Genomic DNA, 17,539 nt, shown 5'->3' on the forward strand with positions numbered 1-17,539 from the left:
TGTATCCTCAAGCTACATAACGCCGTGCTCTGCGGAAAATTTGTCCTGCAGCAGCGCCTTGTTAGCCATTTACCTCTTCCGCCTTTTCCTTAAATACTGTTTCAATCGCTTCTTTGGCTCTAGGATCAATGATATAGGTGTAGCTTCTTTGGGGTTGCGCAAAGATTATGCTGTTTGAGTAATTTGAGAATACTCGTTCATTGTCATAATATTGGCTGCCACCTCGGTGCGAATTGTATCTCTTTGTATTTATTGATTCTTTAGCGAGAAACTCTTGAAAATGCTTTGCATCTTCAGGCTGAATGCCTTCAAAAAATCTAACTAGCGCATTAAATTTAAGCTCATCAAATCTACGCCATAGCTCGTTTTCTAAAATATCCTTTGCAACTGCAGTTAAAGACGCAGACTCATACCGCTCGCCAACTGCTGGAGTATAAATAATGTTAAAGCTTTTAAGGGTGAACAGCGAAGCCCCTTTTTTCACCTGAACATGATTCTGTCTTTTTAATTCTTGTATTATGTAAAGCTGAAATATATCTAATGTTTCAAATGCGCTTCGAATTTTCTCTCGGCTTTTTAAACTATTGGATTCTGCATTCTTGGCTTCTTCCGCAGCTTTAGCCAACTTTTCTTTTTCTTCCTGCCGTTTCTGAAAGTAAGAATATATGAGTCCTATTACCCCGTAGACCAAACGAACAGAGGTAATAAAAGTCAACCCCCTAAGAACCGTTTCAGAAACTGAGTCAATTGTGACTAAGCCTTTAGACGAACAATACAATATTACTATCGCTACAGAGAATATGGCTATATTCAGCCGCATATCCTTTGCTTTAGTAAGAAGATCCAAAATCTCTTTAGAACTCTGCACTCAGATTCACTCCTAATTGATGGCTAACGCTGAGCACAGCGGCGACCTTGGAGTGGCGACGAAGGAGCCATGCAAAGGGCGGCGATCGGCCGCGTACTGCTGTGATTTATTATAAATTACACACCGAATAGCTTGGCCCAAAACCCTTTTTTCTTGGCAGGTCTCTGCTGCGATGGCCGAGACATGTCGGCTATTTGTTGTACGCTTGCTGCTTTTACTAACGGATCGTGGGCATCAATCAGCACCATCACCAACTCCGGTGTTGTCTCAAATGACTCGAGGTCAAAATCATCGACTTCTTCACCGCCGGAAAACAAGCGAGGGAAAATTTTGCTCCACGCCGTATAGTATTTTCGGCATTGTTTCTCAGTACCAAATAGCTGGCCATAGTTACCGCACACGACAGCATGGGTAATATGCTTTCTTCCGCCATTCGTATCTTTCGCCAGTGCGATTTGCTCAGCACTGAGCTTAACAAGTTTAACCTTCTCGGTCATTGGCAATTCCATTTATAATATTTTTAATACTGAGCATGCGCATTTACGCTATCCTGCTCAAGCGGCAATTCGCGCATCGGGGCCAAACAAAGAGCAACACACCACATGAATGAACCGCTTTTATGTGCTCGCACGGATGCTTCGGGCAGGCTACCTCTCCTTCTTTGCGGGAAACCAGCCTCTTCCCTTCCCTGTTACTTGTCTTAACTATCCCTGTTGTTGCAATCAAATTGCCGAAAAATACTTTGAACTCATATGAAGCTTTTGCATTATAAGCAGAGTAAAAAATAAATATAAGTCCTGCCAGGCACTTAATACCGCATAAGTAACGTCTCATAACTGATGTGGATACAGGGGCTAGCTTTTCTTTCTCGTCATCCTCGCGTAGGCGTAGGCGGGGACGGGAATCCAGGACTTGTGGCGCAGAACTGTCAGTCTGCTGGCGCCTGCAAAGGCACTGGACCCCGCCTTCGCGAGGGTGACGATAAAGGCACACCAGCGCCAAAATCCACATCAATTATAAGAGGTTACTTATGCAAAGGAGTGTTTGGGGATGTCGTGCCAGAGAGGCTAGCTTCTTCTTCCCTGAAAAAGCCATAAAACGAGGGGTATTCAAGTAGGGAACAGGATCGAGCCCAATACTCCTGGGCTCGCGGTTTATTATGGACGGATAGCAGACACTTCTATTTCGACCAGCCAGCCGGGGTTGACCAGGGCAGCCACTTCTACCGCGGAGCGGACCGGCAGGTTAGGCTGTTCGTCGGTGCCAAAGAACTGGGTGTAGCCTTTCATGAAGCCGGCAAAGTCCACTTTACCATCCTGGCCCACCAGAAATACCTGCATGCGGTAAACATCGCCCATGGTCAGGTTGAGCGACTTCAGGCTTTTTTCGATACCTTGCAATACAGAGACGGTTTGTTCTTCCATGGAGCCAAAAGCGGCAATGGTGTTGCCATCGGCGTCGGCATTTATCACGCTGGGTACCTGGCCGCTCATGTGTACTTGCGTGCTGCCGGCGGGCACTTCAACGGCCAGAGAAATAGGAAAGTCGGAATCAGGCAGTTTATGGCGAATCACCCCCTCTTCGGCGGCATAGGCCGTGGCCGTAACGCCGGTGAGCAGGATGGCGGTTGCAATACCAGATAGAAAGGCTTTCATTTATTACTCCTTAATCACTATCCCCCCGGCAATGCCGGGGGAGTCTGTTGGTTTGGTTAGCGGTTACTCATTGATTTCACTTCTTCAAGTGTCGTTTTTTCCGGGTAATCGTTCCCTAAATTAGTACGAATATAGTTAACCACTTCCACTATTTGTTCGTCACTCAGGTAGTGTTTGAAGCTGGGCATGCCACCCAGGCCGTTTAACAGAATAAAAATAGGGTAGCCCGCCGCCGACAACCTGGGGTTGTTGGCCAGGGCGGGATAGAAGCCGGCGCCGGTATTCACGCCTTTGCCCCCTTCCATGTGGCAGCCCTGACAAATGCTGTTAAAGAGATCTTCACCTGTTTTTTGTTCAAAGCTACCGCTTTCGGACACGGTTGGCGTACCCGCTACAGCAGGATATGTCACCAGCGAGCTCATGCCTAGCAGAAGTGCAGATAAGGTTAGCTTGTTCATGTTTGGCTCCTTTAGGCGTTTTGTTCTTTCGCTGCAACAGCGTGCTCATGCAGGCGCTTGATGGCGTCTAAAGAAGACAGAATGGCGCCTTCCATCCAGGCCGGAATATACGAGGCATGCTCACCCGCCAGCACCACCCGGTTATCTATTTCGCATAGATTCTTGTAGTGATCCTTGCGGCTTTCCGGCGTCCAGATCCCATAACAGCCGTTGGTCCAGGGCACCCGGTGCCAGGCCACGGAAATGCCGTTATCAAATTCATCCATGTATTGCGGGTGGATTTTGGCTCCGTATTCCAGCGCTTTTTTCACCCGCATTTCGGGTGGCATGGCGGCAAACTCGTAGGCGTTTTCATCCCACAGGTAGCCCCCCAGCAGTACCCCTTTACCCGAAGAGTGGTAGTCGGTGCTGGGATAGCTGATCATCTCTATGGGCATGTCGGTATAGGTAACGCCACCATAAATGCGATCGTCCTCTTCCCAGAAGCGGCGCTTGAACTGCAGCCCGACCTTTACGCCGGTATCGTACGGAACCGCACGAATGGCATTGCTCAGCTTGCTGCTGAAGTTGGCCGGAATTTGCCCCAGAATTGACAGCGGGATAGTACACACACACCAGTCCGCAGACTCGGTCATGGTGTCGCCCGGATTTTTGCTGTCGACATAGTTTACGGTCACGCCTTTATCATCCTGATGGATTTTGGTGACCTTGCTGCTGTAGCGGATAAGATTGCCGACTTCTTTTTCAAAGCCTTTGGCAATCATGTCCATGCCGCCAATGGGCTGAAAGATAGTGCTTTGATATTCGAACAGGTTACCCGTGGTCAGGTGCTTCCATAGGCTGGAGTTAAGCAGCTCGCTGCGATCCATGGGCTGGGAGTATTGCTGTTCCGGCATTAAACCACCACCGGGCTCTATGTCGAAACCGCGGGTCAGGCTGGCCTCTATCGACTTCACGTATTGGTTGTCACCGTTCAGTGCGCCCCACTCCCGCATCACCAGTAACAGGCGTTCGGTTTCTTCGCGGGTCATGGCTTCATCCAGACCTTTCTGGTTCACGCACTTGGAAAGCAGCTCGGCAATATGCCCCTGAAAATCGGCGTATACTTCACGGTAGCGTTTGGGCTTGCCGTCAAAGGCCTTGGTGCTGTGCACGTAGGCGTTGTGGTTGATTTGGTTAAAGACTTCCAGCTTTACGTTGAACTGTTTGCAATAGTGCAGCACCGCATAGTGATGATACGGAATGCGCCACGGGCCCGGGTTGATATAGAGCCCCTCATCGAACTTGCACTCCTGGGTTGCCCCGCCCAGCTCGGTGTATTTGTCGCCACCTCGAATGGTCCAGCAGCGGCCCCCGGCCTTCTCGTTGTACTCGAGAATTTTAACTTTATAGCCCGCCTTCTGCAGTTCAAAGGCCGCCGTCATGCCGGCCAGACCCGCCCCCAACACCAATACCGACGCTCCTTTGGGCGCACCTTCCAGCTGATAGTGGTCTTTGTCGAAGGTAGATTCGCTGGCAAACCCCAGCGTGGTCATGGCCTGGTACATGGCGGCTGCACCGGCCGTTTTACCGATCCACGACAGTACCGCTCTTCTGCTTATGCCTCGAGTTAGTTCCATATTTAGTGACCTCCTGGGCAGATATACGCTTATGGCTTAGCCGTATTTGCAGAGGACACCCCCATTAGCAGTGCAACACTTAGAAGGCAGCCTTACAACACGCCAAGTTTAGTTAACCAACAGTTAATAAACTTAGTGTCTGGTCGGCAGCGCCGCCACTAAAACCCGGAATAAATTGCTGTACGGCCCCCTGCATGACTTGTCTATATACAATCTTCTACCAAGCAAAGTGCCGGCTGTGTCTTGTTCTGGTTGGCCTATGGCCGCTTTCAGGGCGAATAATCCGGCATTAACATCAGCATTATGGGTATGTTACCCTGAGTAATTGCTTTAATTATTCATCATAAAGCTTCATACAAATAACAAGATGGAACCCCCCATATCTGTACATTCAATACACTGACCGCCTACCGGAGGCCACTGGTGAACCTATTACAAAGACTCACTTTGCTGACCCTGTTGCTGCTCTGTGCTCCCCTGGCGAGTATGGCGCATGCCCAAAATCAAGACGCTACATCAGCCCCTTCCTACAGCGCCCTCGCCGAGGTATTGGAAAACGAACAATCACGCCAACAGCTGATTGACCAGCTGCGCAGTCTGGCCGACCAGCAGACACCGGCAGCCCAGGAGGCGGCCGAGAGCAGCGAACCGGCAGAGCCTTCCATACCCAGTCAACTGGCAGAAACCACCAGCCAGATTGCCAGTGGGCTGAGCGATCAGTTCACCAACCTGGTGGACGTGACCAATGACCTGCTGGCCGGCAATGTGGCTGACGACAACGCGGGCTTTAACAGCGCGACCTTTATTAATGCGGCCATGAACCTGGGAATGGTGATCATTACCACAGTGGCGCTGTTCTGGCTGCTAAGGCGGCTGGCCGGTCCGATTTTTAGCCGCCTGAGTTACTGGTCCCGGCACGGAGATGGCAAAACTCCGGTACTGCGATTGGTGGCCTGTGTGGTGCTGGCCACGGCGGTCGACGTATTGGCGATAGCCCTTGCCTATTTTGGCGGTCATCTGGTGGCCACCTTTTTAGTGGGCGAAACCGGCGAGTTAACCACTCAGGCTTCTCTCTTTTTGAATGCCTTTATGGTGATCGAGCTACTGAAGGCCGGGTTACGAGTGCTGTTTTCTTCTCGTTACGACGGGCTGCGCCTGCTCCCGATCAGCGCATCGGAAGCCGGCTACTGGAATCGCTGGTTGGCACTGCTGATTAGCCTGGTCGGCTATGGGGTCATGGTGCTGGTGCCCCTGATCAACATCAATATATCGACCACCCTGGGCCAGAGCGTGAACACCCTCATCATGTTTATCGCTTACTTTTATGCGGTCACGGTGATCATGAAAAACCGTCTCCGTCTGCGCCATGCCATTCGCGCCAGAGCCGAACAAAGCACCATTACCGCGGCCCAGTTCAGCCTGATACTGTTATCGCGCATCTGGTACCTGATTGCGCTGGCGTATTTTACCGTGGTCTTGGTGCTCACCCTGCTCAGCCCCGCCGAAGCCCTGCCCTTTGTGCTGTTTGCCACCTTGAAAACCCTGGGGGTGGTGGTGCTGGGTATTTTACTGTCCAGCCTGCTGAGCCAGACCATAGGCCGGCACATCACGCTTTCGGACGAGTTGCGCCGCAAGTTGCCTTTGCTCGAACCTCGCCTCAACAGCTATATTCCTGCGGCCTTGCGCTTTTTGCGGGTGCTGATCGTGTCGATGGCGGTCTTGCTGGTGTCTAACGCCTGGGCCATCGTCGACTTGAACGCCTGGTACGAGTCTGAAGCCGGCGGCAAGTTGATGAGCAAAATCATCAGCGTGGCCATTATTCTCGCCGTGGCTGCCGTGGTGTGGGTGCTGCTGGCCAGCCTTATCGAGCATAAGCTGAACCCGGAAACCGGCAGCGGAGTGCCTTCTGCCCGCGCGCAAACCTTGTTGCTGCTGTTTCGCAATGCCGTGGCCATTGCCCTGGCCACGCTCACCATCATGATAGCGCTGTCTGAAATTGGCATTAATATCGGACCGCTGATCGCCGGTGCCGGTGTACTGGGTCTGGCGATAGGTTTTGGTGCGCAAAAGCTGGTGCAGGACATTATTACCGGGGTGTTTATTCAGATAGAAAACGCCATGAATACCGGCGATGTGGTCACCCTGGCCGGCATTACCGGCACCGCCGAAAAGCTCAGCATTCGTTCGGTGGGCATTCGCGACCTTAGCGGTACCTATCACATTATTCCGTTTTCGAGTGTGGATACGGTATCCAACTACATGCGCGAGTTTGCCTATCATGTGGGTGAATATGGGGTGGCGTATCGCGAAAGCATCGATGAGGCCATAGTGCAGCTGCAAAACGCCTTTGACGAGCTGGCCGCCAGCGAAGACAACAAGCACGCCATACTGGCACCACTGGAAGTGGCGGGTGTGATTGCCCTGGCCGACAGTGCCGTTGTTATTCGGGTGCGGATTAAAACCACGCCGGGCATGCAGTGGGCGGTAGGTCGTGCCTATAACCGCCTGGTTAAACTGCACTTCGACAGTGCCGGTATCGAAATCCCCTTCCCGCACAGCACGGTTTACTTTGGTGTGGGCAAAGAAGGTCAGGCCCCTTCTGCCAACCTGCGGGTGATGGAACAAGAGTTCGATATCAATGGCCATCCGGGTGGTCAGGCCAAGCCGGACGAAAAGCTCGTGCCCACTGCCAGCAAGGCCCCCGTGACCAACGATGCGCCTAATGATGACGACAAATAACAGGCGTTAGATCTGAAAAGGCCGAGCATGCGCTCGGCCTTTTTTATGACTGATGTCATCCGTCGGCACAGCGTAACGCCGTGCCCCTACAACCAGACTATTATGGCGTTATGGTAGAGATCAGATCCGGGTTGATAACCAAGTTTCTGACTCCATGGGCGTGATCTTCTTCAAACTCGTTGCCCTTGCACCACTCACCCACGGTCGCAATGTTCACCTTGGCAACCTGAGGGCGAACGCCCCAGCTCACCTGGAAAGGGGAACCTTGTTCATTGTAACTCGGGCCCGTGGTTGAACCGGTATACTGCACCGACTGGCCGGTATTGGTTGGCAGATTCACCGCCTGATACAGACCATTTTGCTGTTCAACGCGCGTTAACTGACCAAAGTCCAGGGCTTCGCTGTCGTTCACCAGTACGTACACCTGAGCTTCTACCCGCAACTGGGGATTGTTGCTCGCTTCGCTAAAGCAGGAGCCCAGAGTTGGCCCGGGCGTGACCTGTGCCGTCGAATAAACGTAATGTACTTCTATGGTATCGCCCGCAAACAGGCCGCCATTCTTGCTGGGGCATATTTCGCCAGCCACCGGTGCCAACTCGGCCTCGGTCAGCGTGCCCGAATAACGGTAGCCAGTACCGTGTCCGTGGCCATCACCATTGCCGGCATACTCGGAAAATTCACCGCCCTGATGCTCGGCGTTTTTATGAAAGTGAATGTCACACAGGTTCATTTGGCTGTAGGCCGGCGCTGCATTGAACAGCACCTGGTTTTTTCCCTCTAGGGTATCGAGACTGCGAGGAGACTGAGGACCAAAACCTTTGTTTTCCGTATTTTCTGCCAGCTTTTGTCTTTGCTCGGCAATCACCTGATCGGAGACCGGCTCGCCTGCATTAACGGGCGTGTTCTTTGCCGCCACGTTGAATGAGATAGCGGTGGTTGCCGCCAGCAGAAAAAAAGGACTAACTTTCATTATTTATCTCCTCGATGGTATAAAAATCAAAATAAGTACAGAGTTAAAGGATCAAATTGCCCGAAGCTGTAAATATCGGCTATTTTGTAGGGCTCATTTTTCGACCCCAAAATGCCTCGTATGAAAGCGGTCGAATAAATTCGACCCTACACGACATTGTGGTTTGCAGCTTGATGCTAAGCCAAGCAGTTCGGTATAACAGGTGTGGATTCTGGCGCTAGCTTTTCTTTCTCGTCACCCTCGCGGGAATGACGACAGAACCAGTATCAAATCGTGATGACTTTTGGCGTTAGTATTGCATCGGAGCAGAAGAGGCTCCTCATGCTTTACCTTTGATTGAAATAAAAAACGTTATAATGGCTGCATTATGCCGTATTTGATTTTTAATTCAATGTAACGAGATATTTAAAACACCAGTGTCGACAGTTGGGCGCTTTATGAACAATCCGGACTTATTTCTAGCTTCCTGTCGCTCATAAACTCATCAAAACCAAATAGAATTAATCAAGCCATACAACCGGCATAAAAAAACACCGAACTGATTAATTCGGTGTTTTTTACTTTTTACGGTGTAGCTTGCCGCTTTATTTTAAGCTGCGGGCTCGCCGGCGAAGCCTCTTAGTCCCACTACATGCACCTGCTCTTGTTTGCCGTGTACTTTACGGATCAGCTTGTAGGTAGTGCCTTTTTCCGGGCTGATGTTTTCTGGTGCCGCTATTAACAGCTGCATGTTTTGGCGTTCGCACAATTCAAACAGGGTAGCGATCGAGCGGGTATCGAGTCGCGCCGCTTCGTCCAGGAACAACAAACGGCACGGCAACACATCGCGACTGCGCAAATGACGGGATTCTTCTTCCCAGCTTTGCAGCACCATCAGCAAGATGGCCTGACCGGTACCAATGGCTTCACCGGTGGACAGCGCACCGCTTTCGGCACGCAACCAGCCATCGGCCCCCCGCTGTACTTCTATGTCCAGGTCCAGATAGTTACGATAATCCAGCAACGCCTGACCCAATACCTGCGGGCTGCGCTCCCCTTGTTCCAGCTGCGGGTTCAGGCGCTGGAACAACTTGCCCATGGCTTCGGAGAAGCTCATCTCTTTGCTGCTGAACAGGTCCTGGTGGCGACCCTCTTTGTCACTCAAGGCCTCCAGCAGGCGGGCATAGGTGTCGCGAATGTTCACGTTCAGCCGTACGCCGGCCACCAGACCAAAGCTGATGTTCTGCAAGCCCTGGTTAAGCTGGCGAATACGGTTTTGCTCGCGGCGAATAATGGTGTTGATCTTGGCCGCCACCTCGTGGGACGACAGCGACAGCTGCCCTTCACGCTGCTGCAGCTCATCGGCCAGTCGACCCAGCTCCACTTCCATTTCTTCCAGCGCTTCTACCGGATCGTCGGCACGAATGATGTCGTGGCGGATCCGCGCTTTCAGGTGGCTGAACACCAGTATGTAAAACTGTACCTTTTGCAGGGTATTACGCTGCCCTTCACTGATGCGCAGGGCATCGCGCAGCTCTTCATCGTGCGCTACCGCCACGCGCAAGGCGCCCAGGGCCTTGTCGGAAATAGACCGCAACTCGTCCGCATCCAGATACGCCAGTTCGGGCCGTGCCAAGCGTCGCTCTACATCATGATCGCGCGCCAGTCGCACCACCTTGGCCCAGTTGGCCTTATGATTGACCAGCGCCTTGCGCGCGGCAAAATAGCCCTGGCCGTCTTTGCTCAGCCGTTGGCTCAAGGATTCAATTTCGCGCTTGGTGACCTGACGCTGCGCCTCGGTCTGGCTGCGCTTGCTGCGGGTGTGTACCAGCTCGTTTTCCCGCTCGCGCTTGGCGGCCAACGCCTTGGCTTCCATGTCGTCGGCTAATTCAATGCCCAGTGCCGCAAACTCGTCACGAAACTCGTTCAGGGTCTGGCTGCGCGCATCGTGCCCGGTAACCAGGGCGGTGCGCGCCTGCAGGGCATCGGTCACCCGGCCGTTCAGCTGCTCGACTTTCAGTGCCGCCTTGCGCCGCGCGTCTTCGGCCTGCACCAGCTTGGCTTTCAGGCTGTCGTTCATGGCCGAGCTTTGATCCAGCAATTGTTCGGCATCGGCATACGCCAGGTGCGGCAGGCGCGCCACCAATTGCGTCAAGGCATAGGTGCGTGCCCGCGCCTCGGTCAACTCGGCTTCTGCTGCCACCACCTGCTGTTGCAGGCTGTCGAATTCGGCCGGATCCTGGCGTAATACCTGCACCTGCTCGGCCAATCGACCCAGCTTCTGGCCGTGGCTGGCCATAAAATCACGGGCCTGCGCCAGCGCCTCTTGCTCGGCGGTAGCCGCCGCCAATCGGGCGTCTGCATCCTGTTCGCTCAAGTGATCCGCCAGGGGCAACAGGCGGTGCAACAGGGTTTGCTGCTCGCGCAACTGTCCCCGTTTGGCCTGCCACTGCGACAGCGTTGCCGCCGTGCTGGCCAGTGCCGCGTCTATTTCTGTTTGTTGGGCCGCCAATTGCTCCAGCTCCGCTTCCGGATTGGGCCCAAAGGCGTGTTGCATGCCCTGACTGACAAACTCGCTCAGCTGATGATAGAGCCGACTTTGCTTTTGCTGGGTAAAGGCCGACTCGGCATACTGGCTATTGGCGGTTTCCAGCTCCAGGTTCAGCTGCTCGATTTTGGCTTCACGGGCGGCGCGACCAAACAAGGGTTCGGTGGAAAAGCGCGAATAACGCAGTTGACGCTCGCCGTTTTTCACCCAAATGGCATTATCCAGTTCGGTGGCATGCAGCATGTCTTCATCGAAGGCATCGGGGTTGCCCTGAATTAAATAGACATCGGCCGGGCACGACTCCAGTGCCTGCAATTGCACCAGCGCCGCTTGCGGATCCGCCACCACAATACCGTTACGGGCCGGGCCATACAGCGCCTCGTAATAGGGGGCGTCCTCTACGGCGATGTCGTCATACACATCGGCCAGCAAGGTACCACCCAGTTGCTCGCACAAGGCAATCAGGCGTGGGTCGGCATCACTGCCGCCGTGCAGACTGCGGATCTGCTGTTCTAACTGCTGCTTGGTCTGTAGCGCCTGTTGCTTTTGCTGTTCGGCACCGTGCTCGGCACGCAGCGCCTGCTGCATGGCGGCGGTAACTTCGCCGCTATCCCGCAAGGGCAAACCCGACAAGTCACGCAGCCGCTCCAGTTGCTGCTGCGCGGTATGCCAGGCCGGTGCCTGACTGCGTAACGCGGCTATTCTGGGGGCTATTTGCCCACGTTGTGCCTGCTGTTGGCGTTGAATGTCGGCGCAGTCGGCCAGTTGTGCTTCCAGCTCGGCCTTTTGTTCATCCAGCTCGGCCAGCTGATACTCCAGCTCGGCCTCGTCTTGTACGCTGTGGCCCAGTCGCGCCAGTTCGGCTTGCAATTCCACCGCTTTATCGCGCTTTTGTGCATTTTGTGCGGCCTGCTGATATTGCTGACGAATGCCGGCTTCCCGCGCCAGCAGGGCCTGATATTCACGCCCCTGTTCCAACAACTGATTGGCGCGCGCAAAGGCCTGGGCCCGCTCGGCCTGGCTGTCGATGCTGTGCAGTAACGACAGCGCATGATCATATTGGGCCCGCGCCGCCTCGGCCAACGACAGTTGCTGGCGATGTTCCAGCACCACGCCGGTCAATGCCTGTTCGCGCGCCTGGTGAGCCTGCTCTTCGGCTTTTGCCTGCTCGGGGGTTAACTCCGGCAAGCCGCATTTCACCTTGGCCTCGCCCAGTGCCGCCCGGGCCTGACGATATTGAATGGCACGGGTTTGCTGGGTGTCCAGCGCCTGCTGATAATCCGCCAGCTGGGTTTTCAGGCTGTCTACTTCGTCATCCGCCGCCTGTTTAATGGCGGTGGCTTCCTGGTGCTCGTCCTGCAGCTCGGCCAGGGTTTCTTGTTGAATGGCGAGCTTTTCTGCCAGCTCGTTCAGTTCATGCTGGTAACTCTCGATTTTTTCATTGAGCTTGACGCCGTTCAGCACCTTAGCCAGGTGCTCGGACGCCATGTCCAGCTCGTCGGTCAGCATGCGTTCGCGGGAGGCCAGATGCTCCAGTTCATCGGCCAGGTAGATCAGTCGCGCGCGCTCTTCGGCCAGAATTTTTCGTTCGTTCGCCAACGCCTGACGGGCAGACAGGGCCTGCTCGGACAAGCGCTTTTTTTCCGCGCTGTTGCGCACATAATCCGCGGCCACATAATGGGTGGTTTCGGTGATCAACTGGCGAAATGCATCACGCTGACGCTGGGTTTCGCGAATGGCTTCCAGGGTGCGGCGGTTTTCAAAAATCGCCGCTTCCATGTCGTTGAAGGCCTGGCGAATCCCGGCATTTTCCGGCAATAAATAGTCTTTCAGGCTGCGGCTGATGGTGCTGGAAATACCGCCATACAAAGAGGCTTCAATCAGTCGGTAGAACTTTACTCTGTCTCGCTGATCCTTGAGTTTGCGCGGCGTCACGCCCACATCAAACAAAAAGTGATGGTACTCGGAGACGGTGTTAAAACGGGTAAATTGCAGATCGGCAGCCTGGGCGGCGGCTTTCAGCTCGTTAAGCGAGCGCACCTGGCCACGACCATCTTCGAGTTGTGCCAACAGCAGCTCGGTCGGCTTGGCATTGGCATTCACGCCACGCACACTAAAGGCGGTAAGGTTGACCTTGTTGTCGCGGTTGGCCACCTGCTCCAGGTGCACGCCAAACCAGACCCGCTCGCCCTGAGAGGTATTGATTTCAATCAGCGAATAACAATGGCCCCGTTGCAGCTTGCCGTACAAGCCCTTGTCGCGGCTGCCCGACTGGCTGCCCGCTTCCGTGGTATTGCGAAAATGCAGCAGGCTTAAATCCGGGATCAAGGCGGCAATAAAGGCCGCCATAGTAGTCGACTTGCCGGCGCCGTTGCCGCCGGACAAGGTAGTGACCAGGGTGTCCAGCTCAAAGGTGCGGGCAAAAAAGCCGTTCCAGTTGACCATGGTCAGGGAGTGAAACTTGCCACGAGCAAAAGGTGCTGCCTGGCTATCGGCCATGGGCGCCGACATTAATGTAGCGCTATCTGGCTGGCTGTCGGTCATGATGTTCACTGCAGCTCCTCCTGCTCGTCTGGTTCGGGATCGTTTTCTGCCTGCTCGCCGCCTTGTGCATGGTCGGTCGGGTCTTCCTGCCCGGCCACGGCTTCACCGTCTCTGATCATGCGCAGCTGCAGCTCGCGAGGATCTTCATCGGTGCGCACATCGGCGGCAAACCGAAACACGGCTTCACTGATGCGAAACTTGTCCTGGCTGCCCACGGCACTCACCATGCCCAACCGCTTGAGTCGACGAATGGCACTTTTGAGTTTGTCTTGCAGCTTGCGGCGGTCCAAATCGCTGCCGCCGGCTCTTTGGTTGACCATGCGCAACAAGGCGGTCTCATTGGCCAGGGTCAAGACTTCTTCCTGCAGGTCGAGCAGTGAGAATACGCCCTCGTTGATCAGGCGATCCGGGCTTAAATACAAATAACACAACACTTTGCCGACCAGCATTTCCAGCTCGGATAAAATGGCGGTGTTGATCTCGCTGGTCGAGCGGGGGCGCAGGTAATAAAAACCCTCGGGGGCGCGCACCAGCTCTACCTGATAGCGCTGATAAAAAGCCTCCAGCTCGGGATAGTATTCCTGCAGTAACGAATGGGCTTCCAGCTCGTCGGCACTAATGTGGCGGCCGGTGCGCAGCTGGTTATCCAGTGCCGGAAACAACGGATTGGCGATGGCCTGGGCCAGTCGCGGGTTGAGCGCGAGTTCAGTATTGGTCGATAACATGTGCTTGTACCTTGGCCCCGTGGGCGTTGATGCGTTGCCATTCTGGCTGGGCGGCGCCCAGGCTCTCGGCGTTGGCATGGCCCAGCTTGACTGCTTCATCGATCAGCAGGCGGGCAATATCAAAGTGTTGGTAATGCGGAAAATCCTGTAAATAGGCGCGGAGCACGGCGGCCATATCCAGCGGCTCGCCCGACTCGGCAAACCCCTGCAGATGCTCGCGAATGCGCCCCGACAGTTCGGCGGACACATCGCTCATTTCCTGGTATTCCAGCGCTTCTGGCAGCTCGCCGGTCACTTCGTCGGCGTAGGCGGCCATGGTTTCGGCCCTCAGCTCCAGCAGGGGCTCGGCCTGGGCGATGCGCAGCTGCCAGTTATGTTGCTCAAACTGGCGAACAGACTCGCGCAGGCGCTGGCTGAAGGCGCGGTTTTTGTCCATGTCGATGGCGGTACGAATAAAGCGATGCACGTGCAGATCGTACCGGGACCACAGTTCGATACACTGGCTGCCCCATAAAATAATGGCGTCCAGCCGGGCCTGCAGCTGCTGACACAAAGGCGCCAGCGCGATGCCGCGAGCCTGTAGCTGCAATTGTTCTTCTATGTTGAGCAGGCTGAGCTGCAAGCCATGGCCGGCCTTGTCGAGGGTGTCTTGCAACTCCCGCAGGGTCTGGCCGGTTTCCCGTAATAGCTGCTCACAGGCGGCAATGGCGTCGTGCCAGTTTTTATTCAACAGAGCGGCAATATTGGCTTTGACCGCGTTTTGCTGCTCGTCCATGGCTCGTTGCGTGTCGTCGATACGCGCCAGCTGCTCGGCCACCGAATAAGTCAGGCGCCCTGCTACCTCTTGCTGCCACTCTTGCGCATCCGGGTTGCGGGCGATGGTGGCGGTGATCTTGTCCAGATCCTGGCTGATTTGTTCCAGCTGCAGCGACAGTTTAACCTGGCTGACGTCGCGCTGAGCGGCAAAGAATTCGACGATGGCCACTCCTAATCGGGTTAAGCGATACAGGCTGTCGCCGTCACCGGCCTCGGCCTGAAAGCGACTGAGCAACCGTTGGCGCACCAAGTCATTAATGGCATTGTTGGCCCGGCTCACCAGAGTATCGTCGGCCAGCTCGAAGCCCTTGCTGACGAAGCTAAAAGCATGTTGCAGCTCGGCTTCGGTAAGCTGCGGCTGCTCGCCGTCTCGGCTGAATATCTGTATGGCCAGCAAAAATGCCAACCGTTCTGGCGGCAGGTTTAGCTGACATTGCTCTTGTTTAACCCAGCCAATCCAGTCCGGCAGGGTGCGGGACATCTCTGTCATCTTGCTGCTCTCTTTATGGAAATGTAAGGAGTGAGACGTGAGGAGCAAGGTGAACAACACCGGGGGTGTCAGTGTTGGCTCCTCACGCTTTACGCCTCATCTCTTAAGCAATATCTTATAACTGATGTGGGTTCTAGGTTCCCGCCTTCGCGGGAATGACACTCGTTTATCGTCACCCTCGCGAAGGCGGGGGTCCAGTCTCTTTGCAGGCGCTCCGCTGGTTGACAGTTCTGCGCCACAGGTTCTGGATTCCCGTCCCCGCCTACGCGAGGATGACGTTCCTTCGCGGGAATGACGACAGAACCACACCTGTTATACGGCATTACTTACGATCATTTGGTGCTGGACTCTGGGTGTTCGGGGCTATGTTTACCCCTTCACTCTTCACCCTTTACTCTTCACTCGCACCTGGCGTTTTTTGCGCCAGCACATGAATATAACGGCCCAGGTGCATAAAGGGCTCTTGTCTGGCATGGGCCAGCTCCATGGCGATGACCTCGTCGGCCTGCTCCACCTTAATGCGCTTTTCTACCATGTAATCGTGGATCACCCGCACGCCACTGCGAGTGGTTATAACAAAGCCCAGTGCCTGCAGCCAGTCATAAACCTGCGGGGGTCGGCAAGGCCAGCCGGGTGTCAGTTTTTGACGTCGTTTTTTGACGAGATCGGCGTATACATAATCAAAATGTCCCATCACCAGGCTGTGGTACAAGAGGCCGTCGCGGTTATAAAACATCAGCGACAAATGGCCGCCGTCGCGGAGCAAGGCCTGCAGGCAGGCTAATAACTGGCTCTGATCTTCCACCCATTCCAAGACTGCATGGCACAACACCAGATCAAACTGCCCCAGATCGGCCGGGGTCAGCGACTGTATGGGGGCCTGAATAAACTCGAACTGCGGCAAAATGCCCTTTTCGCCGGCTTGCTCACGGGCCAGCGCCAGCATTTCGCCGGACAAATCGCACAGCACCACCTGATGCCCCATGGCCGCCAGGCCTTGTGACAGGGGTCCAAAGCCCCCGCCGGCATCCAGAATACGCAGCGGCCTGTCGGGCAAGCTGGCCAGCAGCTCGTCCAAATCCCGTTGCAACACGGCCAGGCGAATGCGGCCCTTGGTGGTGCCATAGATATTGCGGGCAAACACCCGGGCTTTGCTATCAAAGTTAGTATTAGACTGCACTTGGTATTTCTTAACGACTCAGGGGTCGCTATTCTGTCATAACCAGTAGGGTTAACAAATGAGTGCGTGCGTACAGATGGTTTTTTTGGCGAAAAAATGGCTGGGTAGCCTGTTATTACCGCTACCTTTACTGCTTATTGTGGCTTTTTTGGGCTTGTGGCTATTACACAGGCAGCATAAACGCAGCGGCACCAGCCTGTTACTGCTGTCACTACTGAGCCTGACCCTGTTGTCTACGCGGCCGGTGGCCAACGCGCTGATCGCCCCGCTGGAAGCACACTACCCTCCGTATTTACCCGAGCTGCAACGGCCAGATCAGGCGCCAATACAGGATATAGTGGTGCTGGGGGCGGCTCAGGTAGCCGACACCGCCTTACCGCTACTGAGCCAGTTGGGCCAGGCCGGCCTGGTGCGCATTAGCGAAGGAGTTCGCCTGGCCCATGCCTACCCCGAGGCGCGGCTGATTGTCAGCGGCTATGCCGGTGGCGAGGGTCGTTCCAGTGCCGAGTTGTATGCCGCCGTGGCCCAGGCGTTGGGTATCGACGAGCGCCGCATGGTTGCCCTGCCCTTGCCCAAAGACACGGCTGAAGAGGCCATGGCGATCGCCCCGCTGATTGATGGCCGACAGGCCTTGCTGGTGACCTCCGCCAGCCACATGCCCCGCGCCATGGCCTTGTTTCATGCCCAGGGTGCCGCGCCCACCGCCGCCCCCGTGGGCCACCATGCCAAAGAAAGCCGCGCCGGCCTGCCGCTCTACAGCTATCTGCCCAAGGGTCATTACCTCGAGCGCAGCGAAATCGCCTGGCATGAATATTTAGGCTTGGGCTGGCAGGCTCTCACTAGCGACCGTGAGTAAGCCGAATCCTTCAAGTAGCCAGTCGCTGTAGGCGATCGGCTGTAAGTTAAAGACAACTGCCAAACAATTCTGCTAACGCAGAACCGGCAGCT

The 17,539-nt window shown here is 54.9% G+C and carries 12 protein-coding genes; 2 read left to right on the forward strand and 10 right to left on the reverse strand.

What is annotated here, in order from left to right; all coding sequences use genetic code 11:
• Positions 1-61 precede the first annotated feature (61 nt).
• From ACN0VL_RS10190 to ACN0VL_RS10210, 5 genes are all read right to left on the reverse strand, one after another.
• On the reverse strand, positions 62-868 hold the full coding sequence (locus ACN0VL_RS10190; protein ID WP_417616997.1) for a hypothetical protein: 807 nt from the start codon (positions 866-868) through the stop codon (positions 62-64).
• A gap of 116 nt (positions 869-984) precedes the next feature.
• Complete coding sequence (locus tag ACN0VL_RS10195) at positions 985-1,365, reverse strand: hypothetical protein (protein ID WP_417616999.1); 381 nt, start codon at positions 1,363-1,365, stop codon at positions 985-987.
• A 660-nt stretch (positions 1,366-2,025) separates the two neighbouring features.
• Entirely contained in the window at positions 2,026-2,523 is a 498-nt protein-coding gene (locus tag ACN0VL_RS10200) for a RidA family protein (protein WP_417617001.1), read from the reverse strand.
• Between the two features lie 56 nt (positions 2,524-2,579).
• A complete protein-coding gene (locus ACN0VL_RS10205; RefSeq protein WP_417617003.1) occupies positions 2,580-2,981 on the reverse strand; it encodes a c-type cytochrome in 402 nt (133 codons plus the stop codon).
• A gap of 11 nt (positions 2,982-2,992) precedes the next feature.
• Positions 2,993-4,600: a flavin monoamine oxidase family protein gene (locus ACN0VL_RS10210; RefSeq protein ID WP_417617005.1), complete on the reverse strand. Its 1,608-nt coding sequence runs from the start codon at positions 4,598-4,600 to the stop codon at positions 2,993-2,995.
• A gap of 423 nt (positions 4,601-5,023) precedes the next feature.
• Between ACN0VL_RS10210 and ybiO the strand changes: the two genes are divergently transcribed.
• The gene (ybiO, locus tag ACN0VL_RS10215) at positions 5,024-7,339 is read left to right on the forward strand and encodes a mechanosensitive channel protein (protein WP_417617007.1); all 2,316 of its coding nucleotides are present in this window, start codon (positions 5,024-5,026) and stop codon (positions 7,337-7,339) included.
• A gap of 100 nt (positions 7,340-7,439) precedes the next feature.
• Here ybiO and ACN0VL_RS10220 read toward each other — a convergent pair whose 3' ends face one another.
• The 5 genes from ACN0VL_RS10220 to ACN0VL_RS10240 all read right to left on the reverse strand — a co-directional run bounded on the left by ACN0VL_RS10220 (position 7,440) and on the right by ACN0VL_RS10240 (position 16,591).
• Entirely contained in the window at positions 7,440-8,309 is an 870-nt protein-coding gene (locus ACN0VL_RS10220) for a delta-class carbonic anhydrase (RefSeq protein WP_417617009.1), read from the reverse strand.
• A gap of 589 nt (positions 8,310-8,898) precedes the next feature.
• Positions 8,899-13,335, reverse strand: a complete 4,437-nt coding sequence (gene mukB / locus ACN0VL_RS10225; protein ID WP_417617068.1) for a chromosome partition protein MukB — start codon at positions 13,333-13,335, stop codon at positions 8,899-8,901.
• Between the two features lie 50 nt (positions 13,336-13,385).
• A complete protein-coding gene (mukE, locus tag ACN0VL_RS10230; RefSeq protein WP_417617011.1) occupies positions 13,386-14,105 on the reverse strand; it encodes a chromosome partition protein MukE in 720 nt (239 codons plus the stop codon).
• Entirely contained in the window at positions 14,086-15,411 is a 1,326-nt protein-coding gene (gene mukF, locus ACN0VL_RS10235; protein ID WP_417617013.1) for a chromosome partition protein MukF, read from the reverse strand. The genes mukE and mukF overlap by 20 nt, the downstream gene beginning before the upstream one ends.
• Positions 15,412-15,802: 391 nt before the next feature.
• Complete coding sequence (locus ACN0VL_RS10240) at positions 15,803-16,591, reverse strand: methyltransferase domain-containing protein (protein WP_417617015.1); 789 nt, start codon at positions 16,589-16,591, stop codon at positions 15,803-15,805.
• Between the two features lie 58 nt (positions 16,592-16,649).
• Here ACN0VL_RS10240 and ACN0VL_RS10245 point away from each other — a divergent pair, with 58 nt between their 5' ends.
• Entirely contained in the window at positions 16,650-17,447 is a 798-nt protein-coding gene (locus ACN0VL_RS10245) for an ElyC/SanA/YdcF family protein (RefSeq protein ID WP_417617017.1), read from the forward strand.
• The last annotated feature ends 92 nt before the right edge of the window (positions 17,448-17,539 follow it).

It is taken from the genome of Oceanisphaera sp. (assembly GCF_048268965.1).
GTDB lineage: Bacteria > Pseudomonadota > Gammaproteobacteria > Enterobacterales > Aeromonadaceae > Oceanimonas.

What these genes read in the sequence shown, in the direction of transcription:
- ACN0VL_RS10195 (WP_417616999.1), bottom strand. Translation starts at nt 1,365, where the DNA reads ATGACCGAGAAGGTTAAACTTGTTAAGCTCAGTGCTGAGCAAATCGCA.
- ACN0VL_RS10200 (WP_417617001.1), bottom strand. Translation starts at nt 2,523, where the DNA reads ATGAAAGCCTTTCTATCTGGTATTGCAACCGCCATCCTGCTCACCGGC.
- ACN0VL_RS10205 (WP_417617003.1), bottom strand. Translation starts at nt 2,981, where the DNA reads ATGAACAAGCTAACCTTATCTGCACTTCTGCTAGGCATGAGCTCGCTG.
- ACN0VL_RS10210 (WP_417617005.1), bottom strand. Translation starts at nt 4,600, where the DNA reads ATGGAACTAACTCGAGGCATAAGCAGAAGAGCGGTACTGTCGTGGATC.
- ACN0VL_RS10220 (WP_417617009.1), bottom strand. Translation starts at nt 8,309, where the DNA reads ATGAAAGTTAGTCCTTTTTTTCTGCTGGCGGCAACCACCGCTATCTCA.
- mukB (WP_417617068.1), bottom strand. Translation starts at nt 13,335, where the DNA reads ATGGCCGATAGCCAGGCAGCACCTTTTGCTCGTGGCAAGTTTCACTCC.
- mukE (WP_417617011.1), bottom strand. Translation starts at nt 14,105, where the DNA reads ATGTTATCGACCAATACTGAACTCGCGCTCAACCCGCGACTGGCCCAG.
- mukF (WP_417617013.1), bottom strand. Translation starts at nt 15,411, where the DNA reads ATGACAGAGATGTCCCGCACCCTGCCGGACTGGATTGGCTGGGTTAAA.
- ACN0VL_RS10245 (WP_417617017.1), top strand. Translation starts at nt 16,650, where the DNA reads ATGAGTGCGTGCGTACAGATGGTTTTTTTGGCGAAAAAATGGCTGGGT.